Raw genomic sequence first — 25,854 nt, 5'->3', positions numbered from 1 at the left:
TCTTCCGGGTTCCGCTCAGTACGGTGGACGCTCGGCAGAACCCAGATCGACGGTCGTCGCCGAGGTCAGGGCGACGGCCAAGCAGCGCAACTCACCGGGAATCAGGATCGAGCGGATCGCGCCCTGGAAACATTCGAGCACCGCGCCGTCGGACCACCGCACGTCGTAGCGGTACCAGCACCGGCAGGCGCCGCCTGCGCGCTGAACGTCCCGCTCGACCCGGATGGCCAGTTCGGCGAGCGCCGCGCGAACCTGACTCGGCTCGCCGGTGCTGGCGATCTTCCACCACGGCCGATTGAAGTAACCTGGTTCGGAGATCTCGACCAGGTAGAGCAACGGCATCCCCACGACGTCGGAGGCGGTCATACCGCTCAGACTGCAGCAAAACGGACTGGACGGACGGGTGAAACGCCGGGCGTCACCAAGGCGATACCGACTCCACCGCGCTGACCGCGTCAGGAGCCGACGCGGTCGAGCAGCCAGCGCGGACCGACCGTCTCCGCACCGAAAGCCGCCACACGTTCGCGCAGTCCCCCGTCGGCCGTCACCACCGTGATCGGACGGTCGCCGTCCTGCGCGCGAGCCGCGGCCACCACACGGACGATGGCGTCGTCCCCCGAACCGTCCGCCCGCACCACCCGCGGGCCGCCCGTGCCCGGAGCCGCATCGGCTGCGGCCTTCGCCGCTCCCTCGAGCACCACGACCACCTCGGTGCGTTCGGCCAGCCGCTCCGCCAGCCCGGTCATTCGCTCCAGCAGACGCCGAGCGGCGCCCGAGCGGTCGCGCCACCAGCCGTCGGGTCGTGACCCGACGACGTTCGCGGCGTCCACCACGATCAGCCGGGCACCGTCCGCCGTCACCGCCTCAGTCTCCTCCCACGGCGAGCACCGCGCTCGACGCGGACTCGGTTGCCGCGGGCCGCGCCGCCCGCACGGCGGCGAGAGCGTTGATCCTGCCGTATCCGTACTTGTCGCTGTGGCCGTCGGCCCCGTAGCCGCCGCCCTGCGGATCGATCCGGTCGCAGGCGCCCTTCAGCAGGTCCTTCACCTCGCTCCAGGTCAAATCCGGGTTCACCGACAGCATCAGTGCCACCGTCCCCGCGGCCCCGGGGCACGCGCTGGACGTGCCGCCGAAGTCGTTGGTGTAGTCGCCCGCCGCATCGCCCGACGCCGTCGTGCCGGGGTTGTAGCCGGCCGCGCCGTGCCGATCCACGGTCCAGATCCCTGGCGTGAGCGGGTCGGGATGCCCGAAGGGGCGGTGCCCGATGTCGCTGCTGGGGAACGCGCACCAGACCGCTTTGCCGAAATCGCTGTACACACTGCGCTTACCGGTGTCGTTGCAGGCCGCGACCGCGATTGCCTTGCCGAAGCTCGCGTAGCCGTCGTTGTCGACGGACTCGTTGCCGTTGCCCGCCGCGAACAGCACCACACAACCCTTGCCGCCGCGTCCACCGGTGACGGCGTGCTCGATCGCCAATCTGGTGCTCGCGGGCAGCGCCACGACCCGGTTGTGCACCGGATCGCCCGGCTGGAACCAGGCGCCGTCGGCCGGACCCCAACTGCACGAGATGACGTCCGCGCCGTGATCGGCGGCCCACACGAACGCGTCCGCCTCGGCCTGCGAACCGAGCCCCGAGGCGAGCCGGATCGGCATCAGCCTCGCCTCCGGCGCCACCCCGGACGCCCCGGCCGTGCCGTTGGCGCACGCCACGCCCGCGCACGCGGTGCCGTGATTGTCACCGTTGTCGGGTCCGGTGCCGAAGGTGTCCTTCGGGCGCGGATCACCGGTCTTCGCCGTGACATCGCGTGGCGCGACGATCTTTTCCGCGCCTGCGAATTCGGGATGGTCGATGTCGACACCGTCGTCGATGATCGCGATCGTCACCCCGGCTCCGCGGGTGACGGCGTGGGCGGCTTCCACTCCGGCGTGCGCGTCGATCGTGACACCGCCGATGGTGGTCTTCTTCAGGTGCCACTGCTGGGGGAAGATGGTCTTCTTGGCGCGGCTGCGGATCAGTTCGGGATGGCAGTATTCGACGTCGTCGCGGTTCAGCAGCGCGTCGGCGATGTCGAATACCCGCTGGCCGGTGCCTTCGGGCGCCGCCGTGAAATACGCGTTGGTCGCGTACGAAACCTCCTGCTTCACAGTCAGATCAGCCGATTCCAGCACGGCGAGGCAATGCTCCCGATCGACGCGGTCGACGAACTTCACGAAGATGTTCTCCGTGTAGAGCACCGGCTCCCCGGTGCCGGGATCCACCAGGACGTGCCCGGCGAACCGCACCTCCGGCGCGGCCTCGAGCACCGGCTTGCGCTGCTGCACCGGCCTCGACCCCGCGGGCAGCCGGTAGACCTCCACCCCGGCCTCCGGGTAGGCCTGCACCAGCGTCGCGTCGTCGAGTTCGGCGCCGAGCGGCGTGCGCACCGACCCCGATTGCCGCCGGATCCCGCGTCCGCTGTGCGTGCGCACCACGATCAGATCGGGGCTCTGCGCCAGCTCGAAACCAGGATCGTCCTTCGTACCGAAATTCACGGTAGGCATCGAGATCTCCTTCGCCATGGGGACCGGAGCACCAACTATGAACCAAAACTTCTGCCGATCACGGATTTACGGAGCAGCGCTCTCGTGTCGGCCGATCGACATCGGCCATCGGGCGTGGCGATACCCACGAAAAGCACGAACCGCTCGCACCTTTCGCGACGATGCCCCGGACACCGCGAGCATGTCATAGATCACTCCATGTTCGCTCACCGGGCCGGTGCGATATCGTCTCAACGCAGGCAGTCCATGTTTCGGGGGTTCCGCGCTGCGGTCGATGCGGTACGCGAATGCCCCGTGCCCGTGTCGATTCCGCTGCCGCGATGTCCTCGGTGTCGAACGGAGTCGAGACGTTGCCGAGCGACCAGATGATCTTCTTGCTGCTGGATCTCGTCCTCATCGTGGCCGCGGCGCGCCTGCTGGGCTGGCTCGCCGCACGGGTGGGCCAGCCGCCGGTGATCGGCGAGATCGTGGCAGGCATACTCGCGGGCCCCACGGTGCTCGGCGCGCACTTGTCCGAGACCGTCTTCCCGCACGACATCCGTTCGTATCTCACCGCGTTCGCGAACGTGGGCGTGATGATCTTCATGTTCTCCGCGGGCCTGGAGATGGATCTTCGGTCCGTCGCCGGACGGCGGCGATCGGTCACGACGGTCGCGCTCGCGGCCTATCTCACGCCGTTCGCGCTCGGTTCCGCCATCGCGGTGTTGGCGTTGGCCCGGCACGACGGTGGCAACCGGTTGAACTTCGCGCTCTTCATCGGTTGCGCGCTGGCCGTCACGGCGTTTCCGGTGCTCGCGCGCATCCTGCACGACCGCAAGCTGCTCGGTACCCGGCTCGGCCAGTCGGCCATGACGTGCGCCGCGCTGGACGACGTCCTGGCCTGGTGCGTCCTGGCGGTGGTCATCGGCATCGCCCGGCCCGGCCTCGGTCACCACTGGCGGTTGCTGCTGTTCGTTCCGCTGGTCGCGGTGCTGTGGTGGGCGGTGCGTCCCGCCCTGGACCGCCTCGCAGGCCCCCGTTCCGAGAAGAACCCGGCCAATATGGTCTTCCTCGGCGTCTCCGGCGCTCTGCTGCTGGGCGCGGCCACCGAATGGATCGGGCTGCATCTGATCTTCGGCGCGTTCCTGTTCGGGGTCGTCTTCCCCCGGCGGCTGCGCGCGGCCGTCGACAGCGGCGCGCAACTGTTGAGCAGCATCTTCCTGCCCGCGTTCTTCGTGGTGGCCGGTCTGCAGGTGAACCTGGGCGGACTCGACCGCGCCAGTATCGGCGAGTTCGCCGCGATCATGTTCGCCGCGCTCGCGGGAAAGCTCGGCGGCACCTATCTGGCGGCTCGCCTCGGCCGGACCGGACGAACCGAGTCGGCGGCACTCGCGGCGCTGATGAACACCAGAGGGCTGACCGAACTGGTGATCCTGAACGTGGGCCTCACGATCGGCGTCATCGACGAACGGCTGTATTCGCTGCTGGTCCTGATGGCGTTGATCACCACGGCGATGACGGCGCCGCTGCTGAAACTCTTCGGCGTCCCGCGCGCCCTGCCCGACGGCGACCAGGAAACGGGGGAAGGAGGGCCGCGTTCCACCGTTCCGACCGAGGCCGCGACCCCATGACCCACGCCTCGCGGCACGCTCGGAGCACCGGTTCGGGCGGCGGTGTTTCGGAGGACGTGTAGCCGGGCATCACCCCATTCTGCGCGTGACATAAAGCTTCGGCCGGCCACCGTCACGCACGACAACCCTGGAACCGACGTCGACGCCGTCGGCGAGACCGCGCACGCCCCGAGCTGCTAGTCGGGGTGGCATCCGAACACATCCATCGGTATCGCCGCGTCCAGAACCACTACTTCATCGGGAATGGCAACGGTGCTCCCGGAGCATCCGGGCCGACAAGCCGAAAGAAGGAGTTCGATGTCCGATTTCACGAACTTCTCCACCAGTAACGGGAAATTGCGGAGCGTGGTCGTGACCGCTGTCGAGATGTCGACCGCGGTCGGCGCCGACACCGACGCGACATGGAAACGACTGCTGGCCGGGGAGACCGGCATCGCCAAGGTCGAGGACCCCGAGTTCGAGCGCTACCAGGTTCCGGTCGACATCGCCGGACGATTCGAGGTCGATCCGACCGATGAACTCGATCGCCTCCAGAAGCGCCGCATGTCCTACATCCAGCAGGTCGCCTATGTCATGGGCAATCGGATCTGGGATGTCGCGGGCCGCCCTGAGGTCGATCCCGACCGCCTCGGCGTCTGCATCGGCACCGGGCTCGGTGGCGCCGACACGCTCATCGAGTCCAACGATCAGCTGCGGGAGTCGGGCTACCGCAAGGTGTCCCCCTTCGCGGTGCCCATGGTCATGCCGAACGGTCCCGCCGCGGTCGTCGGGTTGGAACTCGGTGCGCGGGCCTGCGTGATCGCGCCCGTCTCGGCATGCGCTTCGGGATGCGAGGCGCTGGTGCACGCATGGCGTTCGATCATCCTGGGCGAAGCCGACATGGTCGTGGCGGGCGGGGTGGAAGGCCGCATCAACCCGCTGGCGGTGGCCGGATTCGCGATGATGCGGGCGTTGAGCACCCGGATCGACGAGCCCGAGCGCGCGTCCCGCCCGTTCGACCGGGACCGCGACGGTTTCGTCTTCGGCGAAGCCGCCGCGCTATTCGTGCTGGAGTCCGAAGAGCACGCGCGGGCGCGCGGCGCGCGACCACTGGCTCGGCTGATGGGCGCCGGGCTGACCGCCGACGGCCATCACATGGTTCTGCCGCACCCCGACGGTGCGGGAAACGTCCGGGCGATGCGCCGCGCACTGGAGACGGCGGGGGTGAGCGGCAAGGACATCGACCACGTCAACGCCCACGCGACCTCCACCTCGTTCGGCGACCTGGCCGAAGCCAGAGGGATCCGGGCGGCGGTGGGCGACCATCCGTCGGTCTACGCGCCCAAATCCGCGTTGGGGCATTCCGTGGGCGCGGTGGGCGCGGTGGAAGCCGCGCTGACCGTGCTCAGCGTGCGCGACGGGGTGGTGCCGCCCACGCTGAACCTCGACAACCAGGATCCCGAGATCGACCTCGACATCGTGCACGGCAGCGCGCGCACCCAGCACATCGAGTACGCGCTGAACAACTCGTACGGATTCGGCGGCCACAACGCGGCCGTCGTGTTCGGTCGCTGCTGAGCATCCCGGTGCGCCCGCCACTACGCGTGGCGCGCGCGCCTGCCGGAGTCCGCGTCGCCGGTTCGACCGGATCCGCGGCGCGCTCGTCTGCCACGGGCGACCTCCGTCGCGAGCGCGTCGAGCGGTTGCGCGAACTGGTGCAGCGGGTCGGCCAACGCGGTCAGCCAGGCCCGCGCGGCCTCGACACCCGCCGGATCGAGAACATAGATCCGCCGCGTGCCCTCGGCGCGAACCCGCACCAGCCCGGCGTCGCGCAGCACTTTCAGGTGCTGGGAGACGCCGGGCTGGGAGATCGGGGTGCGCTGTTGCACGGCGGCGACCAGCGCGCCCGCCTGCCGCTCGTCGACCGCCACCAGTTCGAGGATGAACCGGCGGACCGGGTCGCCGAGCGCTTCGAAGATCTTCGCCGGAGACCGATCCATCAGGCCGGAGAACCGTCCTCCGGGGCGACCGTATAGAAGTCGATGGTCCGCTGCGCCGCCGCGTTCGCCTCGGTCTGGTCGTCGCCGTCACCGACGGACGCCTCCGCCCAGCCGAGAGCCGCCGTCCGGACGAACGTCAGCCCCTCCGGCGTGGTCGGGAAGGCGAGCCCCTCGGCCGGGTCCACCGCTTCTCCGCTCGACACGTGCAGCCCGAGACCCATCAGGGCCAGATCCCAGCCGACGCCGACCGCACCGGGACCGTACTGCGTCCAGAACTCGGGATCGACCGGCGCCTCGTGCCGCAACTCCAGCTCGGTGCCGTCCGTGGTGGGTGTGAGCACCACCGCGAGCCAGGAGATCCGCGGTCCCATCTCCCAGGTCACCGCGAACCGCTCCGGCGCGTCGCACTGTTCGACGACACCGTTGGCGTTGCCCTCGAGCTGATAGCGGCCGCCGACCCGCAGATCGCCGCTGATCGGCAGGAACCAGCGCGGAATCCGCTCGGCATCGGTGAGCGCGTTCCACAGGTCGGCCCGATCGGTCGGGTAGCCCCGGCGGGCGACGGCGATCCGGGTGGGCATCCCGTCGCGCGATCCGGTGCGAACTTCGCGAGTCACGAGTCCGGCGATGGCGGCGGGATCGGTGAGCAGCACCATGACATCCTCCTTGATAAGTTTTGACTTATATTAGCGCGGCGGCGCGGGACCGCAAGCAGGCGCGGCACCGCCGCCCCCTCAGGCGTCCGGGGACAGTCCCGCGATGGCGCGCAGCGCGGAGATCATTCCGGCGATCGGGATGCCGGGGTCGATCGACCGGAACAGGCCCAGCCCGACACCGAGGGCCAGCACGGCGACGGCGGCTTCGGCCTGCGGCATCGGAGTGTCGAGGTCGTCCGTGGCGCGCAGGGCGGCTCCGACCATGCCCACGATGTCGTCGAGCCGACGCGCCAACTCGGCACGCAGGTGCTCGTCGCGCCGCGCGTGCACGCCGAACTCCAATTCCAACCGCGTCCAGTTGGGCTCGCCGACCACCCGCTCGGCCCATTCCGTCATTCGTTTCAGCCGCTGCGCGGCCGTCGGCGCGGCGATGATCGCGGCGACCTCCGCCGCTCGCTCACCGTGAATTTCGTCGAGCACCGCCAGACACAGCTCGTCTTTGGTGCGGAAGTTGGAATACACCGCGCCTTTGGTGAAACCGGCGGCTTTCGCGACCTTGTCCAAGGTCGTGGCCTGATAACCGTCCTCCAGAAATAGCCGCTTGGCGGTCGCGATCAAAACGGCGCGCGTTCGCGCCTGGCTCTGCGCTCGCGTCGGTCGCGAATGCCCCGCCCCCGCCTGCCGCCGACACTCATCGCTATTCCCGGACAATCTCCACCCCTTACGGATACTCTCAGTATCCGATTCTAGATGCCAGGGGTATCCCAATCGCAGGAAGGATCGCATCGTGAGGAGCCGCATACTCAGATTGGCCACAGCTTTGACGGGAACCCTCCTCGTGGTCGGGGGTGGGGCGGTCGCAGCCCCACACGCATGGACGGAACCGGCCGCGGACACCGTGGCCGACGACGCTTTCTACATCCCGCCCCCGGCACCGGCGGGGGCGCCGGGCTCCATCATCCGCACCGAAGGCTCGCGGCTGGCGATCTCGGTCCCAGGGCAGCCGGGGCAGATCCCGGCGACGTCGACGCGCGTCATGTACACCAGCAGCGACACTCACGGTGCGCGCACCGCGGTGACGGGGACCTATCTCGAACCGTCCCAGCCGTGGACCGGCCCCGGCCCACGCCCGCTGATCGCCTACGCGGTCGGCACGAAGGGACAAGGCGATCAGTGCGCGCCGTCGAAACTGCTGGCGCAATTCATCCAATACCAGCCGCCATTCGACGTGATCGTCGAATACGACGTGCTGGCGCTGTACACACTGCTGGCCCGCGGTATGGCGGTGATGGTGACCGATTACCACGGTCTGGGCACACCGGATGTGCACGACTATCTCAACCGTAAATCTCAGGGCTACGCGCTGCTCGACGCTGCGCGCGCGGCGCTGCAATTGCCGGGCACCAGCCTCAGTCCGGGCTCGCCCGTCATGCTGTACGGATACTCCCAGGGCGGTATGGCCTCCGCGGGCGCAGCCGAACTCCAGCCGAGCTACGCCCCCGATCTCAACGTGCGCGGCGCCTACGTCGGCGGCCCGGTGGTGGACGACGAATACTTCATCGCCTTCAACGACGGGCGGGCCGCGCTCGGACCGGCCTTCGCGTGGATCCTCAACGGCATCGCCGCCAACTATCCCGAGACCCAGCCGGTGCTCGACGCCGAGCTCAACGACACCGGCAAGGCGATCCTGCGCGAGTCGCTGGACAAGTGCGCCGTGCCGCTCGGACTCGCCCAGCAGTTCCCGAACACCTCGCAGTGGACCACCAGCGGGGAACCGCTCAACGTGGTGATCGACCGGTCCCCGGTGTTGAAGGCGGCGTTCAACGATCAACGGGTCGGCACGCTCACGCCCGCGGTGCCGGTGCTCATCGCCTCCAACCAGTTCGACGAGGGCGCGCCGTACGTGCCCGTCCACGAGCTGGCCGCCGGATGGTGCGGCGGCGGCGCTCCGGTGATGCTGAACGCGAATGCCGAGCTGCCCAGCGTCATCACCGGGCTGCGGGTCACCCACGTGCTGACGTTCTTCCCGTCACTGGGCGCTTCGCAGCAGTGGATGACCGACCGGCTCGCCGACCAGCCCGCTCCGTCCAACTGCGGTGCGCTGCCCTGATTTGCGCGAACACGATCCACTCGGATACCTTCGGTATCCGACTCGGAGGCCCGGCACAGCGCCTCGCGCGGCGGTTCCGCTCGCAGTGCCGTGAACTCCATGCATGATGGTCGGCCGCGGCTGGGTTTCACGACCGAGCCGCGGCCGACCTGCCTGCCAGGGAAGGCCTCGGCGCCCACGCGGCAGGCGAGTTCCGCCCCACGTTCTCCCCCGCTCGGCTCCCGGCGCCGACACGTGTTCGCGACAGATTCGCTGCTTCACCGTTCCTGTCGAATTCGGTACAGAAAGGTTCGAATGTCGGAGTTGGCGCACCCCCGCCGGCCTGAGCCCCTCAGGTGCGCACAACGGTGATACTTCGACATCCGGCACGAATCGCCCCCTCCCCGGCCCGCCTTCACTCGCGGCAGATTGCCTGTTCAGGCAACGGTTTCCACGGTTTCACAACACCCAGCGAACTTCCAGTTATCCTGGATTGGCGCGCATGGTTCAGGTGTTGTCCGCAGTCGGAACTGTCAGTTGAGTGTCGTCCTCACGGATCGGCGAAATGACTATGACGATCTTCGAGCACACGCGAGCCCGCGATCCCAAGCGCTACCTCTGGATTCTGGGTCTGATCGCCCCTGGTTGCGCCTTACTGCCCTCGACACTGGTCGCCCACACCGGACTGGAAGTGTTCTGGTGGATCGGCCCGATCATCGTGCTGGTGGTCATCCCCCTGTTGGATGTGGTCATCGGCGACGACGGAAGCAATCCTCGCGAGGAAGACTACGAGGCGCTGTCCAACGATCGTTACTACCGGTGGTGCACCTTCCTCTTCCTGCCGATGCAGTTCATCGGCCTGCTCATCGCCGGCTATATGTGGGCCAGCCATGAGCTGAGCCTGGCCGACAAGCTCGGCCTCGCGGTCACCCTCGGCTTCGTCTCCGGCATCGGCATCAACGCCGCGCACGAGCTCGGCCACCGCGCCGAACATCTCGAACGGTGGCTGGCCAAGATCGCGCTCGCGCAGTCGGGGTACGGGCACTTCTTCGTCGAGCACAATCGCGGCCACCACGTGCGCGTTGCCACGCCCGACGACCCGGCCAGCGCACGGTTCGGTGAATCGTTGTGGCAGTTCCTGCCGCGCACCATGATGGGCGGATTCCGCTCGGCGCTGGCACTGGAACGCACGCGCCTGGCCCGTAACGGCAAACGCTGGTTCAGCCCGGGCAACCACTTGTTGCAGGCATGGGCGATGAGCGCGGCGCTGTTCGGCGGCTTGATCGTGGTCTTCGGCCCCGTCATCACGCCCTACCTCGCCCTGCAAGCGCTCATCGGCGCGGGACTGCTGGAAACCGTCAACTACGTCGAACACTACGGTTTGCTGCGCACCCGCCGCCCGGACGGCCGTTACGCCCGGTGCTCGCCCCGCGACAGCTGGAACAGCGACCGCCTGGTCACCAACATCTTCCTGTTCCACCTCCAGCGCCACAGCGACCACCACGCCAACCCCGGCCGTCGCTACCAGACCCTGCGCAGCTGCGATGTGGCGCCCCAGCTGCCCGCCGGCTACGCCACCATGATCGTGCTCGCCGCGATCCCCCCGCTGTGGCGCGCGGTCATGGACCCCCGCGTCCTGGCCCACTACAAGGGCGACATGACGCTGATCAACCTCAAGCCCCGCAGACGCAAGCTGTCGTTGCCCATCCGGCACCCGCGTGATGACGTGCGATGGGCCGTCGACCCCGGCACGCCGGGCATGAGCCCGTCGACCGGCGACGACGACCTGTTCCCCACCGAGGCCAAGCGCTGAAACCGGCCGTCCGGCGCACGAGGATTCAGCGTGGCGGGGACGGATGCCGGGCGTCGGGCTTGAGACAGGTGAACTGCATGACGTCGGTATGCCCGCGCCGGAAGTAGTCGGCGGAGCCGGTCAGATACCGGATGTAGGCGTTGTAGGTGTCGCGCCCGGCGAGTTCGATCGCCCGATCCCGGTTCTCGTGCAGGGCGTCGGCCCAGCAGTCCAGGGTCGTCGTGTAGTGCGGACCCAGCGCCTGGACGTCGGCGACGGTGAATCCGGCGTCCTCGGCGTATTCGGTGACGCCTTTGGGATGGTGACCGGTCGGCAGCGGAAGCTGGCCGCCGGGGAAGATGGTCTCGCGTAAGAACCGGAGGAACGCGAAGTCCTCGCTGGTGATCGGGGTGCCGTGCGCGCGCAGATGGGCGCGACTGTGGCTGACCACGGTCTGCAACAGCAGCACTCCGTCGGAGGGCATGATCCGATAGGCGAAATCGAAGAACTCCCCGTAGCGGTCCACCGGCAGGTGTTCCAGCGCTCCGATGCACACGATCCGGTCGGCGCGCCGGTCGAAATCCTCCCAGCCCTGCACCCGCACCCCGCCGTAGGGATGGCCCCGGATCAAGCGATCGACGAGCATGTCGCGCACGTACCGATACTGGTTGCGGCTGCGGGTCAACCCGATCGTGTTCACCCCGTAGGTGTCCATGGCGCGCAACATGGTGGAGCCCCACCCACAACCCACGTCGAGCAAGGCCATCCCGGGCCGCAGATCGCACTTGGCCAAGGCCAGATCGATCTTGGCGGTCTGGGCTTTCTCCAGGGTGTCGTCGGGGTGGGTCCAGAACGCGCAACTGTAGGTGCGGGTCGGATCGAGGAAGAGCCCGAAGAACTCGTCCGGCAACTCTTCGCGGGAGAGCACCTCGCGGTAAAAGGGGGCGTGAACACTCATGATGGCGGATCTTTCGCACGAACCAGCACTGCTGTTCAGCGGAAGCCGCCGGGCGGCTCCCGGCCGGACACGACCACGATGTGGACGCCCCGACCACGCGCTGCCGACGCAGGCGACCACGCCGTCGACAACGTGGCCGACCTCGGGCCGACACCTTCACGCTACCTCGCCCCACTCGGCCGCGCCTGGCGAACCAGGCATCGCAGCGAAGCCGAAGACGGCCGCCGCTCCCCCGGCCGCCGCTCCTCACCTGCTGGAATGCGCCCGAGAGATCCCCGCCCAGGAACGGGAACGAAGCCGCGCGACGTCACCGGGTCCGCTGGTACCGCGGTTCCACGCGCGACGACGGAACGATGCCCAGCCGCCGTGCCAGCTCGGTGACCACTGCCGCGCCTTGCCCGGGAGCGGCGATGCCGAAGACGAATCGGTCGGGGCGCAGCACGCCCGGCGGACCTGCCCACGCCCGCCGTGCCGGGTGTCGCGCTGAACTCGGCCGTCGGCGCCGGTCGGGCTCGCACCGCTGCCTGGGGTCGGAGCACGCAAGGCGCTCCAGGTCAACCGCGGAGTCGCTCGAACTCCGTGGCGCAATGCGCGGAGAAGACCGTCACCGCGTCGCCGTTGTCGCGCACCAGTTCCCGCAGCCGTCGCTGGTTCTCGATCCGAGCCCGCCGCCGAGTGTCCATGTACCACTGGAAGAGGAGCGTGCCCAACGGCATGGACGGCTTCGCTCGCATCTGCCCGTGATAGGTGTACGCGTCACCGGCGTGCAACAGCCAGCCGTCTCCGGTGTCGACGGCGACACCGACGTGACCGCGGGTGTGGCCCGCCAGCGGAACCATGAGTATTTCCGGGGGCAGCCCCCGCAGTTCGCGCACCGCGCGGAAACCGAACCAGCGCTCCGCGTCGCTGTCGGTCTCGTCGTACACCGCCCACTCGGGGCCGTGCTCGAATTGCACCGGCCGATACCGCAACTTCTCCCGCCGACCGAACGGCCCCGCGACGGCGTCCAGTTCCGCTCGGTGCACATGCACGGTGGCCCGCGGGAAATCGGCGAGACCACCGGCGTGATCGAGGTCGAGGTGCGTGACGACGATGTCCCGGACATCCTCGCGGGCGAAGCCGAGCGCCTCGATCTGCCGCGCGATCGGCCGGTCGAGCACCGGATCCGATTGCCGGATGAGTTGTCGTCCCACCCAGTCATCCGGCCGGACCAGCGCCTGCTCGCCGTAACCCGTGTCGATCAGGGCCAGTCCGGCGGAGTGCTCGATCAACAAACAGTGACACGCTCCGGCGGCCTTACGCCGGAAACCCGGCCTGCCGTCGAACAAACGGCCTCCGAAAGGACGAGTCCCCCCGGCATCCAGATGATGGACACGCACCAATCCGCTCCTATCCGCACAACCCGGGCAGCCACGCTACCCGCAGGCGCCTGCGCACGCGACCGATGCCGATGCGCTTGGGATGCGATGCGCGCGAACGCATTCGGCGCGCGGCGGGAGCGGGCAGCGCTCCCGCCGCGGGCGGCGTCAGGCGATCTTCAAGGTGCCTCCGTCGATGACGTAATCCGCACCGACGATATTGGCGGCTTTCGGTGACGCGAGGAAGGTGACGAGAGCGGCGACCTCCTCGGGTTCGGTGATCCGGCCGGAGGCGATGCCGAACTGCTCGGGCACGGACGCGAGCAACTCCTCCTGCGAAACCCCTTGCGCGGACGCGAACTTCGCGCCGACCCCGTCCGGCCCGCGCCACAGCGGCGTGCCGACCACGCCGGGAGAGACAGTGTTCACCCGCACGCCGCGCGGCCCGAACTCCTCGCTGAGCCGCTTGGTGAGCGCGGTCAACGCGGCCTTGGCCTCGCTGTAGCCGACCGGGCCCGCAGCGGGGAGATGCTTGTTGATCGACGAGATGGTGACGATCGATCCGCGCCGCTGCAACAGACTGGGCAGCGCCGCACGGGTGACCCAGATCGCGCTGAACAGATTCAAGTCGAACAGTTCGCGCCACTGCTCGTCTTCGACGTCGAGGAAGCCGCCCAGCTCCAGTCGCCCGGCGTCCACCGCGCCGACATTGTTGATCAAGATATCGATGCCACCCAGCTCGTCGAGCGCGGCGCCGATCAACCGGGTCGCCCCCTCGGAGGTGGCGAGATCGGCCGAAACGGCCGCGACACTGGCTTTCTCGAGCTCAGGAGTGATGGTGCGCGCGGCGCCGACCACGCGGACGCCTTCAGCGGTCAATGCCTCGGCCACCGCGAGCCCGATGCCACGACCGGCTCCGGTGACGACGGCGGTCTTGCCGGACAGTTCGAGATCCATGCTGGAACCTTTCTTTCTTGAACTACAGGTCAAAAATTGAGGCGGCAAACGGGACGACGACGGGCATCGGAACTCAGAGGCCGGTCAGAGCGGTTTCGACGATGCGATGCAATGTGGGCGCATCGTACGTCTTGGCCATCACCCGCAAGCCGACGATGGTGTTCATCAAGAATTCGGCCGCCGCCCGAGCATCGGTGCCCGCGCGCACGTCACCGTCGCGCCGCCCCTGATCGATGCGGGCCTCCAACGCCGCGATCACACGGTCCTGCATGGCGCGGACCGCGCTGGTGATCTCCGCGTCGTGCCCACCCAGTTCCATGGCGGTGTTCACCGCCAGGCAGCCGCGCCGAACCGGTTGCGCGAGATCGGAATCCACCATGCCGCACAGGAAGGCGGTCACACACTCGCGGGTGGAGCCAGGACGGGACAGGAGGTCGGCGGCCAGCTCGGCGCCCAGCCGGTCGTAGCGGCGCAGAGCCAAGTCGAACAGAGCGCGTTTGCTACCGAAAGTGTGGTACAGGCTGCCTTTCCCGATCCCGGTGGCCTCGGCCAGCTGCGCGGGCGAGGTGTTGGCGTACCCGTGCGTCCAGAACGCCTCCATGGCCCGTTCCACCACCGTGTCGGGGTCGAAATTGCGCGGCCTGCCCATGAGTTGAACCCTAATCGTTCTAGACCTACAGGTCAAGAAAGCGAGTGATCCGCGGTCGGCCTGGGATCGCGGCGATCCTAAGGGTTTCGCGCGATTCGCCGCGGCTCGATACTTCCGGCATGCGTGACCGTGCGAAGGCTCACCCGACAACGGTGCTGGGGTGCGCGACATCCGCGCCGCCCCGGCAGACGCCATCGGGCACCTCGGCGAATACCGCCGCGGACCGTCGGTGCGGCCGACGCCGGTGATCCATCGAGCAGGCTCCTCGCCACGCCGGACAGTGGACCGGAGGCACAGCCATTACCGCTGAGCAGCGGTGCGTGACGGATGCCGAAACGATGCGCTCCCCGCGATCCGCACCGGCCGTCCCGGATCGCGCTGCCGCGCTCTGGTGCTGCCTGGGAGCCGGTTTCGCGACGCTGCTGGACTCCGCCGCGGTCGCCTTCACGGCGCCGGACGTGCAGTCGACGCTCGGTCTGGCGAATTCCGCCGTGCAGTGGTATTTGGCGTCGTACTCGCTCACGTTCGGCCTCGGCCTCGCCCCGGCCGGTCGCCTGGGCGACGCGTTCGGCCGCCGCGCTTTGTTCATCGCCGGACTCGGGCTCTTCCTGGTGGGCGCCGTCATTTCCGCGTTCGCCCCCGGCGCCTGGCCGCTGATCGCGGGCCGCCTGGTCCAAGGCTTCGGCGCGGGCGTGATCAGCGCGCAAGTGCTCGGCGTCATCCAGGACGTCTTCACCGGAGCCGCCCGCTTGCGCGCCCTCGCGGCGTACACCACCGCGGGCGCGCTGGCCGCGATCGCCGGGCCGGTCCTCGCCGGGACGGCGCTCTGGGCGCTGCCGCCGGACCTGGGCTGGCGCGCGGTGCTGGTGCTGCCCGTGCCGTTCACGCTCGCGACGGTCGCGCTCGGCCTGCGCGGGCTTCCCCGCGACGTGCGCGGGCGCCGCTCGATCGATCTGGATCTGCCTGGGATCGCGACGCTGGGTCTGCTCGTGGTCATCGTGACGATCCCGGTCATCGATCCAGGCCTGCCCGCCCCCGCGGTCGCCGCCATCGTCGTCGCGAGCGGACTTCTCGTCGCCGGACTGGTCAGCTGGGAGCGCGCCTACGCCCGCCGCGGTCGCCTGCCACTGTTCGCGCCGCCCCTGATGCGTTCCAGGGGCTATGTCACTGGGAATGTGGTGGCGCTGCTGTGGTTCGGCTCGCTGCTCGCGTTCACCACGGTGAAGACGGTGTACTTCCTCCAGGTGCACAAGATCCCGGCGCTGGTGGTCGCGCTTGCGCTCGTTCCGTCCGCGGTGGCGAGGATTTTCGCGGCGCGATGGGGACAGCGACTCTTCGCCGTCCACGGGTCCGTGGTCGTCGCCTACGGGCTCGTCGTCCAAACCGCCTGCATGGCGGTGACCGCCGCCATGGCGCTGATCCTGGACGGGTGGACGCTGTTCATCGCGCTGGCCGCGATCCAGGTCGTGTGCGGTCTCACCAGTGGTGTCGTGGAGCCGCCACTGCGGGCGGTGACGCTCGCGTTCGCGCCGTCGTCGTTGCACGGGGTGGCCGCGTCCTTCCTGCAGTTGACGCAGCGGTTGTCCGCCACGTTCTGCATCGCTCTCACCACCGGCGTGCTGCTGGCGTTCGACGCGACCGCGTCGTCGGCCGCGCTGGGCTCGGCGGTGCTGCTGTGCTTCGCGGCCTCGGCTTCGGCGGCCGCGGCGGCGTTCGCGCGCGCCTTCCGCACCGGCGCCGACGCCCAGCCGACCGGCGCGCCCGCGGTTCCGACCCGGGCGCGATGACCCAGGCCGCACCGTCGCGCGGGCCGACTCATCCGAATCGCGTTGAGCGCAACCGTGTCCTGCGATCGTGTGCCTCGCTAACGTTCCCTGGTCGGACGCTGTTGTGGAGGAGTGCGCGGTGACCACTGAGTCGATTGTCGACGTCGAAACCTCGCTGCACCCGCTCGACGACCCGGTGCTGGCGTCGCTGCGCGGCGAGCACCGCCGGTTCGCCGGCTGGGTAGGACGGATCGGCCGCTACGACCCGCAGGTCGCCAGGTTCGTCGGCCACCCGCCGGTGCTGGACGAACGAGACTGGGCCGATCTGGCCATACTTCTCGGACCGGGCGGCAGCACCGCGTTGCGCGGCCACGGCCACGTGCCGCCCGACGGCTGGGCGATCCTGCGCGACATGGACTCGGTGCAGATGGACGGCACCGCCCTGCGCGTCGCCCACGACCCGGAACTGGAAGTGCTCACCGCGGCCGACGTGCCCGAGATCCTCGAGCTGATCGCCCGCACCCAGCCGGGCCCATACGCGCCGCGGACCATCGAAATGGGCACCTATCTGGGGTTGCGAGTCGACGGCAAACTGGTGGCGATGGCCGGAGAGCGGCTGCACCCGCCGAGCTGGACCGAGATCAGCGCCGTGTGCACCGACGGCGGATTCCGCGGCCGCGGCTTCGCCACGCGACTGATCCGCGCGGTCGGCGCGGGCATCCGCGCTCGGGGTGAGATCCCCTTCCTGCACGCCGCCGCGGCGAATACGCGAGCGATCCGTTTGTACGAGACGCTGGGATTCACGCTGCGCAAACGGTCGAAATTGACCGTCGTACAGGCACCTGCGCCGTCGCCCCGCAGCGGCATCCTTTGACGCTGGACCTCGGCGACGGCTGACGCACATCTCACGAGCACGCGCCTTCTGGTCCGGGCGGAACGCGGGGCAGCGAGTACGCGGCGGTCGCAGATTGTTCGCGGTGCGGAAGCGAACGCCAAGGCAACCGTTTGCCCTGGCCTGGGCTCGGTCCGCACACTTGCCGCGCCCCGCCGCTCGCCATGGTCATCGCCCGAAAGGCGTTCGACCGGACGCCCCCGGCTGGCGATGTCCGCCGACGCTGAGGTGGCCTTCCACCGTGCACCGGCGACGGTTCCGGCGTCTGCGTCCATGGCTTTCGTTCGACGCCCACGGCGGGCGGATTACCGCCGCACATGCACCCACTGCCTCTGTATTATCCGCACGTCTAAAACAATTAGCCATTTGTAAAATAACGGCATAGTCTGGGCGCGTGGCGACCCACCGCACTCCCGATCCCGCGCACCGCGTCCGCGACGCCGAACGCACCAAACGCTGCCTGCTCGAGGCCGCCTTGGATGAGTTCGCCGCCAAGGGTTACGCCGGTGCCCGGGTGGGCGCCATCGCCGAGCGCGCCGGTGTCAACAAGCAGCTGATCACCTACTACTTCGGCGGCAAGGAAGGCCTCTACCGGGCGCTTCAGGCGAACTGGCTGGAGCGTGAGGCCGCACTGAGCGATCCGGAGCTGCCGTTGACGGAGGTGGCCACGAACTATCTGCGCGACGGGCTGCGCGACCCGCGCGGCGTCCGCCTGCTCATGTGGCGGGGATTGTCCGACGCCGCGCCGAGCGGTGCCCACCCGATCTCGGGGACCGACATCGCCGTGACCAGGCGCCGTCAAGAGCGCGGCGAAGTCGCCGCCGACCTCGACCCGGCCGCGTTCCAGCTCGCCGTAATGGGGATGGTCATCGCCCCGCTGCTGCTCCCGGTCCAGGTGCGCGAACTGTTCGGGGTCGAGGCTCAGACCGCCGAGTTCGAGCAGCGCTACGGCGAGCAATTGCGCCGCATTCTCGCCCATCTCACCGATTCCCGTTCCGAAGGAGAAACTGCATGACCTACCTCGTCACCGGCGTTCGCGGCATCGTCGGCCGCACCGTCGTCGACCAACTGCGCGCGGCCGCAAAACCGGTGCGGGCGGCCAGCTCTCGTCCCGCCGAGACCAGCGTGCCGGACGATGTCGAACTCGTCGGACTCGACCTGACCGACCCGGAGTCGGTCACCGCCGCCCTCACGGGTGTGGACAAGGTCTTCTGCTACGCCGCCGCCGAAGGCATCGGCAACTTCATCGACGCCGCCAAGGCCGCGGGGGTCGCCCACGTCGTGCTGCTGTCCTCCATAGCGGCGGAAAACGACCAGAACCCCATCGGCGCAAGGCATCTCGCGGTGGAGAATCCGCTGCGCGCCTCCGGTCTGCCGCTGACCGTCCTGCGACCCGGCGCGTTCGCCGCCAACGCCCGCACCTGGTTTCCCAGCATCAAAGCCGAGCGCGTCGTCCGCGTCCCCTTCCCCGACCTGCACCTGACCCCCATCCACGAAGCCGATATCGCCGACGCGGCCATCGCCGCGCTCGACGACCCATCCCACGCGGGCAAGACCTACCCCCTCACCGGCCCCGAATCCCTGTCCCACCACCAGCAGGTCGCCGCCATCGCCGCCGCCCTCGGCGAGCCGGTCGAACTGATCGAACTGAGCTACGAGGAAGCGGCCGACGTCTACTACCGCCCCGTCCTCGACATGTGGGCGAAAGCCGGCTCCGAACCGAGCCCGGTCGGCCCCACTTCCGAACCGATCACCGGCACCCCCGCCCGCACATTCGCCCAATGGGCGGTAGACCACGTCGACGACTACCGCTGACCACCCCAACCCAACCCCGCCCTGACCAGGCGATTAGCACCCCTCCAGCCTCGTGCGGTAATCTCTTCGAGCGCCCGCACAGCGGACGCAACGGGCTGTGGCGCAGTTTGGTAGCGCACTTGACTGGGGGTCAAGTGGTCGCAGGTTCAAATCCTGTCAGCCCGACAGACGAGAAAGCCCCTCTGACCAGCGTCGGAGGGGCTTTCTTCATTCGCCGACCACCCGCAGAGCGGGACCAGAACGGGACCGCAGGTGCTCGGAGAGCTTGTCACCGGCCCCGGTGATCTCCCGGCGGTCCGGGTGGAGGTACCGCTCCGTGGTCCGGCTGTCGGCATGTCCGGCGATCTTCTGGAGCACGTGCAAGCTCACCCCGGCATCGGCCATCCACGTCAGTCCGGTGTGCCGCAGATCGTGCCGACGCAGATGCTCGTAGCCGAGGTTGGTCACGACCTCATCCCAATGGGTGGCATCCCGGAGCACGCCGGTAGCGATCCGTCCTCCGCGCGGGCCGCGGAACAGCCGGGCATCGGGGTTTTCGGCGCCGACGATCACGATGCGCTGGGTCACGAGTTGCCGAACTTCTTCGATCAGCGGGACGAAGCGCACCCGATTGCCCTTGGTGCCCTTGTCCTCCATGCCGCCCGGTCCCGGTGTGGTCTGCCGCCGCACCCGCCAGGTCCAGGTATCGGTGTCGATGTCGCCGACGCGGCAGCCGGAGACCTCGCCGATGCGGGATGCTGTGCAGGCAGCGAAGATCACCACATCGCCCCAGCCCTGATACCGATCCGCCGAACGAGCCACCAGGGCATCAGCCAGCGTCACCAGCGCCGACCAATTGGGCAACGCCAGCGACCGCGGATCATCGAGTTCGTCCTCGATCTGCTGATAGAGCTTCTGCCAGCCACGCACCCGCGCCGGGTTCGTCTCCCGAATCTCGTCCCGCACAGCCTGTTCCATCACCCGCACCAGCACGGCCAGGCTGTTCTTCACTGTCGACTTACCGGCGCCGTCGTTGATCCAGCCGACCACCGCGCGATCCACCGCACCATTGGTCAGCATGGCCACCGGGAGATGCCCCAACGTCGGAGCCACACGCTTGCGCCAGCCAGCCATGTACGGGTCGGTCGTCTTCTTCTCCAGACCCCGCAACGCCAACTCCATGTTCGCCTCGCCGTAGTCCGCCAGGCGCATTGTGGCCGTCTTCGGGTCGATCCCCTGGGCTGCCTTCCGCTCCAGACGGGCAATCCACGCCTCAGCCTCTTCCCGAGTCTCGAACGGCTCCGAGACCGAGGGGCGCTTCTTCGTCACCGGATCAGTCCAGCGGACTCGTGCCTTGAACGGACGCCGACCATAGTCCGGCCGCTCTTCGATGTCGGACGACAGCCGCACGCCGACAGGGATATTCGCTCGTTCAGCCATTACGCCGCCGCCTGGGATGGATCAGTACGCCGACCCCGCAACCACACCTCGATATCCTCCGCCGCGTACTTCACCACCCGCGGAGAGACCCGCACGAACGCAGGGCCGCACGGAGGATTCGCGGTACGCCACCGCCGCAGACTCGACGGATCGATGCCGAGCAGCAACGCCAACTCCGCCGTCGAATACCATTTGCCGTCAACCAGCCGTGTATCCATCAACCCCTCCTCAGGCTGCTTGCATGATTGCCGAACTTTGTTGTGCCCCTGGCGGACTAGCTGCGAGTAGCGCTCTGGTGTACTCCGCGCGCCAGGTGATGCGCTGGGAGACCGCCGCCATGATCAGGTGATCGCGCGGCGGGACGTTCTTGTCGCCCGGTTCCACGGGCGTGATGATCAGATGCGAGCGATCGGGTTTCACGATGCCGACCGCGGCGAGGGTTTGCCGAACGAATTCCGCGCGATCGTGCTTGTGGTCGGGGAGGGTCTTGTTCGACCAGCGACGCGACACCAGCACCCGCCGACCCGGCAACCCCAACGTGTCGCGGCGATGCGCCTTGCCCTTGCAGCGGCCCGGCTGCGTCTTGGCGGTGGCGCCCTTGGGGACGATGCCGTACCGCAGCCACACCGCACACCGCGGCGAGCACGGAGTGTGGGTGAGTTCGGCGTGGAGCCGGTCGTAGTGCTCGGCCGCCCGCCGGGACTGAGGTTCGAGGATTTCCGCGACCGACTTGGTGAGGTACTTCGTCAGGTAGCGGACCTTTTCGTCTGCTTGCGGTGTGCCGCCGAGGATGCCCTTGGAATCGACCTGGACCCCGAAGCGGATCACGTGCGCCGGTTGCAGGTCATCGGTGGAATCGATGATGTCCAGCGCGTCGTCCCAGCCGGTCAACGGCTGCCCGGTGTAGGGGTCGGTGAAAGTGCCGGCCGCGTGATCCCACACCGGCATGGTGTCGCCGGAGTACACCTCGTTCTCCGGGTCGAACCGGGGCCACCACACCTGGTGATAGGTCGCCGCAGTCACCGCCCGGAACACCGCGTGCGGGATCGAACCCCGAATCGCCAAATGCAGATGCGGGGCGCCCCGACGCTGAGGCTCCACCGTCGCGAAGTACTGCACATCCCAGCCGACCGCACGCCGCAAGTTCTGAATCCAGCGATCCACCAGCGCCGCGAAATGCACGATGTCGCGCGCCGCGCGGGTGTAGTCGTAGGAGTCCGGGTCCCGCGGGGAACCGTCGCCGCAGACCTCGCCCTTGGAGTTGATCGCGCCGTCTTTGTGCACCAGCCCGTAGGACGGCAGGGTCAGCGTCACGAACGTGGAGGGCCGGTACTTGCCCGCGTACTCGCGGCCGATGGTGGTCTTGGCGACCTTGTGCCGAGGCAGGTCCGGTACATCCTGGCGGCGCCGAGTGGAACGCTGGCGGCGATCCTTGCGCGTGGAATCCAGGTCCGGCAACCGGCCGCGGGAACCTGATTCGCGGAGTTGCTTGTCGATACCGGCCACGTCTTCGGCGGCGTCGTCCATCCGCTGCCGGTCGTCTTCCTCCTTCGCGGCCTGGTAAGCGGCGAACAGATCCGAACGTGTCGCGATCAGGTCTTTCTGCTGCTGGGTGGGTGCACGCTTGTCGATCTCGGGTTCGGCGGTCATGTGCCAGCCCTCGTGGCATTGCGTCATCCGCAGATACCGGGCCTTGGCCGCGCATGCCGGGCAGACGGATTCGATGGTGGACTTGCACGGGGCGCCGACGTAATCCACCCGCAGGGTTCTCGGGTCTTCGGCGCGCATCGGCACCGGGCGACGGCAGACGTGCTGCTCATCAGCCAGCGCGTGCGCGACATCCCGGAAATCCGGCAGGCTACGGCGCTCGGCCGCGGTCTGCCGGATCGGGACCACCGAGTCAGTGTCAGTGGTGTCAGGTTCCATCTACGCCGCCTTCGGCCTGATCCAGTGATCCACCCGCGGCAGGATCACCGTCTCCGCGAGAGAGTCCGAGCGGCGGAACGCCAACTCGACGGTGCCGGGACCGATGATGGTGGCGCGGCAGTCCAGTGCGCCGAAGGCGTGCGCCAGGTGGGTGACCCGGTTTTCGAAGTCCGCCGGGCAGTGGCCATCGAGCATCCGCACCCGAACCCGATCCGTCGCCGGGCCGATCTGGACTCCGAGCAGGCGCGGGATGAACGTGCGGTCACCGCGGTCGATGCTCAAGTGGCAGGCCCGCATCAGCTTGACCCAGCGCCGCCGGTAGCGGTGCCAGATCAGGAACCGGGAACGAGCCCGCGCGGTGACCCAGCGGTCGAACATCTCCGGGCGGGCACGCTGCCACAGCAGCAGTCCGGCGACGGACACCCCAGCAGCCGCCAGACCCACCGGCCACCCCACCAGCACCCACACGGTGACGACCAGGGCGAGGGGGATGGAGATCATCGGGAATAGCACCAGCCACCACAGGCCGATCAGCGCTGCCCACAGCAGGTTCAGCAGCGCCAGCGCGAACCGGTCGGACGCGTCCAGGGGGGTGTCCTTGCGGATGTGCACGGTTTTGGTGGTCATCTGTCGGACTCCGAGGTAGTAGAGGGATCGAACAGGGCCAGTTGGTCGCGGCACTCCCACCGCGGCAGCTCCCGGGCCTTGCTAGTGGTGCGGCGCCGCTTGGACTTCGCCACCTGTTCGGCCGCGGCCGTGACGATCGGGTTCGGCACCCGTCCAACAGTGGTGGGCTCGGTGCCGGTCATGCCGCCCACCCGCCGTCATCGTCGGAGTCCGGCCCCCACGACTCCCACGAGGGCATCTCGCCCGTCGTGGCGCACAGGTGAACGGCGACCTCGACCGGGTCTGCGCCGCGCCGTTCCAGCAGTCCACGACGACGAGCCGCCAGGTCGATCACGTTGTCCCGGTACGGGGCATCAGCGGCAACGGTCATGCGGGTGTTGTTGATGCGCCTCATGATTCAGTCCTTCGAGTAGAGGTCGTTGATCTCGGCGTCAGCGCGTTCGATGGCGCGGCAGGCGTCGCACAGGACGCGGTCGCCGTCGTAGAACCAGCCCAACGGCCCGGAGCGGGCGTTGATGTGGTCCACAGCTTGGGCGATGGAGTCGAAGACAACGCAGATGCCGTCGGCGTCGATGTAGAGCTTCGCGTCGGGAGAGTTCTCGGCGTAGCACTCGCCGCAGACATCGCAGTAGACGGCCACATGGGTTTCGGTCACGAATCCTCTTTTCATGCCGCCACCGGCCCGTTCTCCCCGTCACCGAGGTCATCGGGATCGAAGCCGGAGTAGTCCTCAGCCGGAGCGGCGATCTCGGGAGCAGGCGAGTAGGCGTCCACGATGGCGTCGATGTCGTCATCGGAGACGAAGTACGCGCGCACCCGCACGAACTCGCTGTTGCCGTCCTCACCGACGTAGCCGACACCCGGCGTCTGATCGGAGATCTCGTCGCAGCGTGCGCCACGATCCCGCGCACCCTGACCGTGAACCATCGCGCTCTGAGTGGGCTCGTCCAGGCGCAGGCCGATGCGGACGGGGAACAGTTGCCGGTTGGGCATCGTCTCCTTCGACGGGTCCTGCAACGCCGCGATCACCGACACCGCCGCCGCCCGACCTTGCGAGAGCAGCAGGCCGGTCAGACGCCGAAACTCTTGCTGTTCCTCCCGCGTGGCATACGACGACAGGGAGGCGGCTTCGTCGATGATGATCAGGATCAGCGGCTCATCCGTGGTCGGGACGATCTTGCGCAGACCCGCCGCCCGCATCCGGGCGAGACGTTCGCGCATCAGCTCGACAGCTTCGTTGAGCATGGCGAGGATGGTGGGGTTGTCGGTGGCGAAGCGTACGAACAACCGGTTTTCGCCCTTGCCGAACTCCGCGCCGCCCTTCGGATCGGCCAGATACAGGTCCACCAGCCCGGCTTTGATGGCGGGGCCGAGTGCGGCGATGATCGACCACAGCACCGAGCCCTTACCGGAACCGGTCGCTCCGGCCAGGAGGGTGTGTCCGTAGAGCACCCGTACCCGCCAGGTGTCGAAGTCCTCGGTCACCCCGACCGGAACCGCTTCCAGGTCCACACCCGCTGCGGAGACCGAGCCCGGCAGGACGGCGGTGTCGGCGAGGGTGTCGAACACCCGCAGTTCGAGACGGACCACGCCCGGATGCGGGAACACCACCCGGACCTCCGGCACCCCGAGGACCTGGCACAGGGCGTCGCGGGTGTCGTCCTTGGACCAGTCGTTGCGGGTCTGCCCCGACAACATCAACAGATCCACTTGCAGGCCGTAGTCGGTGTACACCCAGTCCTCCAGCACCGGGAAACCGGTCTCGACCGACCCCAGTTTCAGCGCCAGGAACATGCGCGGACGCTGCTCGGGATCAGCGATCACCAACACCGCCGTCCGCAGCTCCACCGGAGCCGCCGCGACAGCCTCACCGACAGCACCGGTCGGTTGCATCTCCGAGCCGCGCGCGGCCACCGACCGCAGCCACCACCACGCCGACGCGCCCGTGCACATCCCACCGGCGAGCATCACCGTTCCCGCGACACTCATCAGAACCCCCCACCTTCCCGGCCACGCTCCAACTCACAGAACAACCGGCACCCCTCCGGGGCCGGGGAGGCCGGAGCGTTCTCGACCTCACGCCGCCCCAGCGCGGCGTCCTCGCAGAACATCACGCACCGATCCGAAGCCGGAGCCGGGCTCGTGGTCGTAGTCGCCACCACCGAGGACGCAGCCGCCGGGACAACCGGAGCCGGAGTATCCGAAGGCCGATCCGCCAGCACCCCGACCCCGGCCAAGACGGTGACCAGCGCGGACACGCCCGTCGCTACAGCAGGAACAACAGCAGTCATCTCAACCCCCAACAGGAACAGCGATCGGCAGCATCGTTTGCTGCGGTCGCGAAGAACGAACAGGACGAACCGACGCAACAGGCGCCGGACGAAGCTCAGCCACCCGCACCGGCTCAGGCACCGGCAACGGCTCAGGCTCAGGCTCGGGCTCGGGCTCAGGGACCGACACCGGATCCGGCTCACGCTCAGGCTCAGGTGTTGCCTGCTCCGCGGCAGGCTCGACCACCGGAGCGGGAGCCGGTTCGGGTGCCGAATCCCGTTGTGCCGCACGGATCAACAGCGCCAACCCGTGCGTGTCGGCCAGCAGGGAAATCGGGGCGATCGCAGCCACCAGCGCCGAAGCCCACCACGGCAACTCCCGCCCGGCCGCGACCGCGTGCAGCGAATTGCCCGCCACCGACACCACCGAGCCGATGACCAGGACGGTGACGAAGAACCGGCGCTCTGGAGCGTTGGCCAGCACCAGCACTCCGAATGTCGCGAGAAGGATCGTGCCGTCCACGATCAGCGGGAACAGCCACGCATCCGA

At 68.5% G+C, this 25,854-nt stretch carries 28 protein-coding genes and 1 tRNA gene; 9 read left to right on the top strand and 20 right to left on the bottom strand.

Translation table 11 applies throughout. The features are described 5' to 3' along the window. Window positions 1-15: 15 nt before the first annotated feature. From NB3_RS28825 to NB3_RS28815, 3 genes are all read right to left on the bottom strand, one after another. Window positions 16-366 carry a hypothetical protein gene (locus NB3_RS28825; RefSeq protein ID WP_067809612.1) on the bottom strand — a complete coding sequence of 117 codons (351 nt, stop codon included), beginning with the start codon at window positions 364-366 and terminating at the stop codon, window positions 16-18. Between the two features lie 89 nt (window positions 367-455). Beyond that, entirely contained in the window at window positions 456-860 is a 405-nt protein-coding gene (locus NB3_RS28820; protein WP_067809610.1) for a PIN domain-containing protein, read from the bottom strand. A gap of 4 nt (window positions 861-864) precedes the next feature. Beyond that, window positions 865-2,541: a S8 family peptidase gene (locus NB3_RS28815; RefSeq protein WP_067809680.1), complete on the bottom strand. Its 1,677-nt coding sequence runs from the start codon at window positions 2,539-2,541 to the stop codon at window positions 865-867. Window positions 2,542-2,861: 320 nt separating this feature from the next. Between NB3_RS28815 and NB3_RS28810 the strand changes: the two genes are divergently transcribed. Both NB3_RS28810 and NB3_RS28805 read left to right on the top strand, forming a co-directional pair. After that, window positions 2,862-4,151 (top strand): cation:proton antiporter, encoded by a 1,290-nt coding sequence (locus tag NB3_RS28810; protein ID WP_218020655.1) that lies wholly within the window; start codon window positions 2,862-2,864, stop codon window positions 4,149-4,151. Between the two features lie 297 nt (window positions 4,152-4,448). Then, window positions 4,449-5,708: a KasA/KasB family beta-ketoacyl-ACP synthase gene (locus NB3_RS28805; RefSeq protein WP_067809608.1), complete on the top strand. Its 1,260-nt coding sequence runs from the start codon at window positions 4,449-4,451 to the stop codon at window positions 5,706-5,708. A 20-nt stretch (window positions 5,709-5,728) separates the two neighbouring features. Here NB3_RS28805 and NB3_RS28800 read toward each other — a convergent pair whose 3' ends face one another. The 3 genes from NB3_RS28800 to NB3_RS28790 all read right to left on the bottom strand — a co-directional run bounded on the left by NB3_RS28800 (window position 5,729) and on the right by NB3_RS28790 (window position 7,404). Further along, window positions 5,729-6,130 carry an ArsR/SmtB family transcription factor gene (locus tag NB3_RS28800; protein ID WP_067809607.1) on the bottom strand — a complete coding sequence of 134 codons (402 nt, stop codon included), beginning with the start codon at window positions 6,128-6,130 and terminating at the stop codon, window positions 5,729-5,731. Next, window positions 6,130-6,786 carry an SRPBCC family protein gene (locus tag NB3_RS28795; protein WP_067809605.1) on the bottom strand — a complete coding sequence of 219 codons (657 nt, stop codon included), beginning with the start codon at window positions 6,784-6,786 and terminating at the stop codon, window positions 6,130-6,132. Before NB3_RS28795 ends, NB3_RS28800 begins: the two co-directional genes overlap by 1 nt. A 78-nt stretch (window positions 6,787-6,864) precedes the next feature. Next, on the bottom strand, window positions 6,865-7,404 hold the full coding sequence (locus NB3_RS28790) for a TetR/AcrR family transcriptional regulator (RefSeq protein ID WP_244892128.1): 540 nt from the start codon (window positions 7,402-7,404) through the stop codon (window positions 6,865-6,867). A gap of 280 nt (window positions 7,405-7,684) precedes the next feature. On the opposite strand from NB3_RS28790, the gene NB3_RS28785 reads away from it, so the two are divergent. Both NB3_RS28785 and NB3_RS28780 read left to right on the top strand, forming a co-directional pair. After that, window positions 7,685-8,896 carry a lipase family protein gene (locus NB3_RS28785; RefSeq protein WP_084823766.1) on the top strand — a complete coding sequence of 404 codons (1,212 nt, stop codon included), beginning with the start codon at window positions 7,685-7,687 and terminating at the stop codon, window positions 8,894-8,896. Window positions 8,897-9,440: 544 nt separating this feature from the next. After that, a complete protein-coding gene (locus NB3_RS28780) occupies window positions 9,441-10,688 on the top strand; it encodes an alkane 1-monooxygenase (protein WP_157112067.1) in 1,248 nt (415 codons plus the stop codon). Between the two features lie 25 nt (window positions 10,689-10,713). Here the strand turns inward: NB3_RS28780 and NB3_RS28775 are convergent, their stop codons facing one another. The 5 genes from NB3_RS28775 to NB3_RS28760 all read right to left on the bottom strand — a co-directional run bounded on the left by NB3_RS28775 (window position 10,714) and on the right by NB3_RS28760 (window position 14,589). Beyond that, on the bottom strand, window positions 10,714-11,625 hold the full coding sequence (locus tag NB3_RS28775) for a class I SAM-dependent methyltransferase (RefSeq protein ID WP_067809600.1): 912 nt from the start codon (window positions 11,623-11,625) through the stop codon (window positions 10,714-10,716). Window positions 11,626-11,932: 307 nt separating this feature from the next. After that, window positions 11,933-12,067, bottom strand: coding sequence for a hypothetical protein (locus NB3_RS36625; RefSeq protein WP_280516609.1), 135 nt, complete (start codon window positions 12,065-12,067; stop codon window positions 11,933-11,935). 112 nt (window positions 12,068-12,179) lie between these two features. Next, complete coding sequence (locus NB3_RS28770) at window positions 12,180-13,004, bottom strand: MBL fold metallo-hydrolase (protein ID WP_067809676.1); 825 nt, start codon at window positions 13,002-13,004, stop codon at window positions 12,180-12,182. Between the two features lie 147 nt (window positions 13,005-13,151). Continuing rightward, entirely contained in the window at window positions 13,152-13,940 is a 789-nt protein-coding gene (locus tag NB3_RS28765; RefSeq protein WP_067809598.1) for an oxidoreductase, read from the bottom strand. A 73-nt stretch (window positions 13,941-14,013) separates the two neighbouring features. Beyond that, window positions 14,014-14,589: a TetR/AcrR family transcriptional regulator gene (locus tag NB3_RS28760; protein ID WP_067809596.1), complete on the bottom strand. Its 576-nt coding sequence runs from the start codon at window positions 14,587-14,589 to the stop codon at window positions 14,014-14,016. Between the two features lie 320 nt (window positions 14,590-14,909). Between NB3_RS28760 and NB3_RS28755 the strand changes: the two genes are divergently transcribed. From NB3_RS28755 to NB3_RS28735, 5 genes are all read left to right on the top strand, one after another. Further along, window positions 14,910-16,376, top strand: coding sequence for an MFS transporter (locus tag NB3_RS28755; protein WP_084823764.1), 1,467 nt, complete (start codon window positions 14,910-14,912; stop codon window positions 16,374-16,376). Window positions 16,377-16,494: 118 nt separating this feature from the next. After that, window positions 16,495-17,229: a GNAT family N-acetyltransferase gene (locus tag NB3_RS28750; protein ID WP_067809673.1), complete on the top strand. Its 735-nt coding sequence runs from the start codon at window positions 16,495-16,497 to the stop codon at window positions 17,227-17,229. Window positions 17,230-17,641: 412 nt separating this feature from the next. Beyond that, on the top strand, window positions 17,642-18,262 hold the full coding sequence (locus NB3_RS28745; protein ID WP_067809595.1) for a TetR family transcriptional regulator: 621 nt from the start codon (window positions 17,642-17,644) through the stop codon (window positions 18,260-18,262). Beyond that, a complete protein-coding gene (locus NB3_RS28740) occupies window positions 18,259-19,062 on the top strand; it encodes an SDR family oxidoreductase (protein WP_067809593.1) in 804 nt (267 codons plus the stop codon). Before NB3_RS28745 ends, NB3_RS28740 begins: the two co-directional genes overlap by 4 nt. 91 nt (window positions 19,063-19,153) lie before the next feature. Beyond that, a tRNA-Pro gene (locus tag NB3_RS28735) sits at window positions 19,154-19,227 on the top strand. A gap of 42 nt (window positions 19,228-19,269) precedes the next feature. Here the strand turns inward: NB3_RS28735 and NB3_RS28730 are convergent. The 9 genes from NB3_RS28730 to NB3_RS35855 form a co-directional block, all read right to left on the bottom strand. After that, entirely contained in the window at window positions 19,270-20,370 is a 1,101-nt protein-coding gene (locus tag NB3_RS28730) for a tyrosine-type recombinase/integrase (RefSeq protein WP_244892126.1), read from the bottom strand. A gap of 110 nt (window positions 20,371-20,480) precedes the next feature. Next, window positions 20,481-20,699 (bottom strand): helix-turn-helix transcriptional regulator, encoded by a 219-nt coding sequence (locus tag NB3_RS28725; protein ID WP_067809589.1) that lies wholly within the window; start codon window positions 20,697-20,699, stop codon window positions 20,481-20,483. Between the two features lie 10 nt (window positions 20,700-20,709). After that, window positions 20,710-22,407, bottom strand: coding sequence for a replication initiator (locus NB3_RS28720; RefSeq protein ID WP_218020654.1), 1,698 nt, complete (start codon window positions 22,405-22,407; stop codon window positions 20,710-20,712). Next, complete coding sequence (locus NB3_RS28715) at window positions 22,408-23,034, bottom strand: hypothetical protein (RefSeq protein WP_067809587.1); 627 nt, start codon at window positions 23,032-23,034, stop codon at window positions 22,408-22,410. It lies immediately after the preceding gene. Beyond that, complete coding sequence (locus NB3_RS28710; protein ID WP_084823770.1) at window positions 23,031-23,216, bottom strand: hypothetical protein; 186 nt, start codon at window positions 23,214-23,216, stop codon at window positions 23,031-23,033. The genes NB3_RS28715 and NB3_RS28710 overlap by 4 nt, the downstream gene beginning before the upstream one ends. Further along, window positions 23,213-23,428 carry a hypothetical protein gene (locus tag NB3_RS28705; protein ID WP_067809584.1) on the bottom strand — a complete coding sequence of 72 codons (216 nt, stop codon included), beginning with the start codon at window positions 23,426-23,428 and terminating at the stop codon, window positions 23,213-23,215. Before NB3_RS28705 ends, NB3_RS28710 begins: the two co-directional genes overlap by 4 nt. A 3-nt stretch (window positions 23,429-23,431) precedes the next feature. Next, a complete protein-coding gene (locus NB3_RS28700) occupies window positions 23,432-23,689 on the bottom strand; it encodes a hypothetical protein (protein WP_157112066.1) in 258 nt (85 codons plus the stop codon). Between the two features lie 11 nt (window positions 23,690-23,700). Continuing rightward, entirely contained in the window at window positions 23,701-25,023 is a 1,323-nt protein-coding gene (locus NB3_RS28695) for an FtsK/SpoIIIE domain-containing protein (RefSeq protein WP_067809581.1), read from the bottom strand. A 303-nt stretch (window positions 25,024-25,326) separates the two neighbouring features. Beyond that, window positions 25,327-25,827, bottom strand: a complete 501-nt coding sequence (locus tag NB3_RS35855; protein ID WP_176579817.1) for an excisionase — start codon at window positions 25,825-25,827, stop codon at window positions 25,327-25,329. Window positions 25,828-25,854 lie beyond the last annotated feature (27 nt).

The organism is Nocardia beijingensis NBRC 16342 (genome assembly GCF_001612785.1).
GTDB lineage: Bacteria > Actinomycetota > Actinomycetes > Mycobacteriales > Mycobacteriaceae > Nocardia > Nocardia beijingensis.
Note: the sequence above shows the minus strand (reverse complement) of the source record. Positions and strands in the feature narration are given on the sequence as shown.

Excerpts from the sequence above, each read along its gene's own strand:
- NB3_RS28715 (WP_067809587.1), bottom strand. The coding sequence starts at position 23,034 with ATGACCACCAAAACCGTGCACATCCGCAAGGACACCCCCCTGGACGCG.
- NB3_RS28775 (WP_067809600.1), bottom strand. The coding sequence starts at position 11,625 with ATGAGTGTTCACGCCCCCTTTTACCGCGAGGTGCTCTCCCGCGAAGAG.
- NB3_RS28710 (WP_084823770.1), bottom strand. The coding sequence starts at position 23,216 with ATGACCGGCACCGAGCCCACCACTGTTGGACGGGTGCCGAACCCGATC.
- NB3_RS28740 (WP_067809593.1), top strand. The coding sequence starts at position 18,259 with ATGACCTACCTCGTCACCGGCGTTCGCGGCATCGTCGGCCGCACCGTC.
- NB3_RS28695 (WP_067809581.1), bottom strand. The coding sequence starts at position 25,023 with ATGAGTGTCGCGGGAACGGTGATGCTCGCCGGTGGGATGTGCACGGGC.
- NB3_RS28780 (WP_157112067.1), top strand. The coding sequence starts at position 9,441 with ATGACTATGACGATCTTCGAGCACACGCGAGCCCGCGATCCCAAGCGC.
- NB3_RS28800 (WP_067809607.1), bottom strand. The coding sequence starts at position 6,130 with ATGGATCGGTCTCCGGCGAAGATCTTCGAAGCGCTCGGCGACCCGGTC.
- NB3_RS28795 (WP_067809605.1), bottom strand. The coding sequence starts at position 6,786 with ATGGTGCTGCTCACCGATCCCGCCGCCATCGCCGGACTCGTGACTCGC.
- NB3_RS28720 (WP_218020654.1), bottom strand. The coding sequence starts at position 22,407 with ATGGAACCTGACACCACTGACACTGACTCGGTGGTCCCGATCCGGCAG.
- NB3_RS28810 (WP_218020655.1), top strand. The coding sequence starts at position 2,862 with ATGTCCTCGGTGTCGAACGGAGTCGAGACGTTGCCGAGCGACCAGATG.
- NB3_RS28765 (WP_067809598.1), bottom strand. The coding sequence starts at position 13,940 with ATGGATCTCGAACTGTCCGGCAAGACCGCCGTCGTCACCGGAGCCGGT.
- NB3_RS28805 (WP_067809608.1), top strand. The coding sequence starts at position 4,449 with ATGTCCGATTTCACGAACTTCTCCACCAGTAACGGGAAATTGCGGAGC.
- NB3_RS28825 (WP_067809612.1), bottom strand. The coding sequence starts at position 366 with ATGACCGCCTCCGACGTCGTGGGGATGCCGTTGCTCTACCTGGTCGAG.
- NB3_RS28815 (WP_067809680.1), bottom strand. The coding sequence starts at position 2,541 with ATGCCTACCGTGAATTTCGGTACGAAGGACGATCCTGGTTTCGAGCTG.
- NB3_RS28705 (WP_067809584.1), bottom strand. The coding sequence starts at position 23,428 with ATGAGGCGCATCAACAACACCCGCATGACCGTTGCCGCTGATGCCCCG.
- NB3_RS28725 (WP_067809589.1), bottom strand. The coding sequence starts at position 20,699 with ATGGATACACGGCTGGTTGACGGCAAATGGTATTCGACGGCGGAGTTG.
- NB3_RS28760 (WP_067809596.1), bottom strand. The coding sequence starts at position 14,589 with ATGGGCAGGCCGCGCAATTTCGACCCCGACACGGTGGTGGAACGGGCC.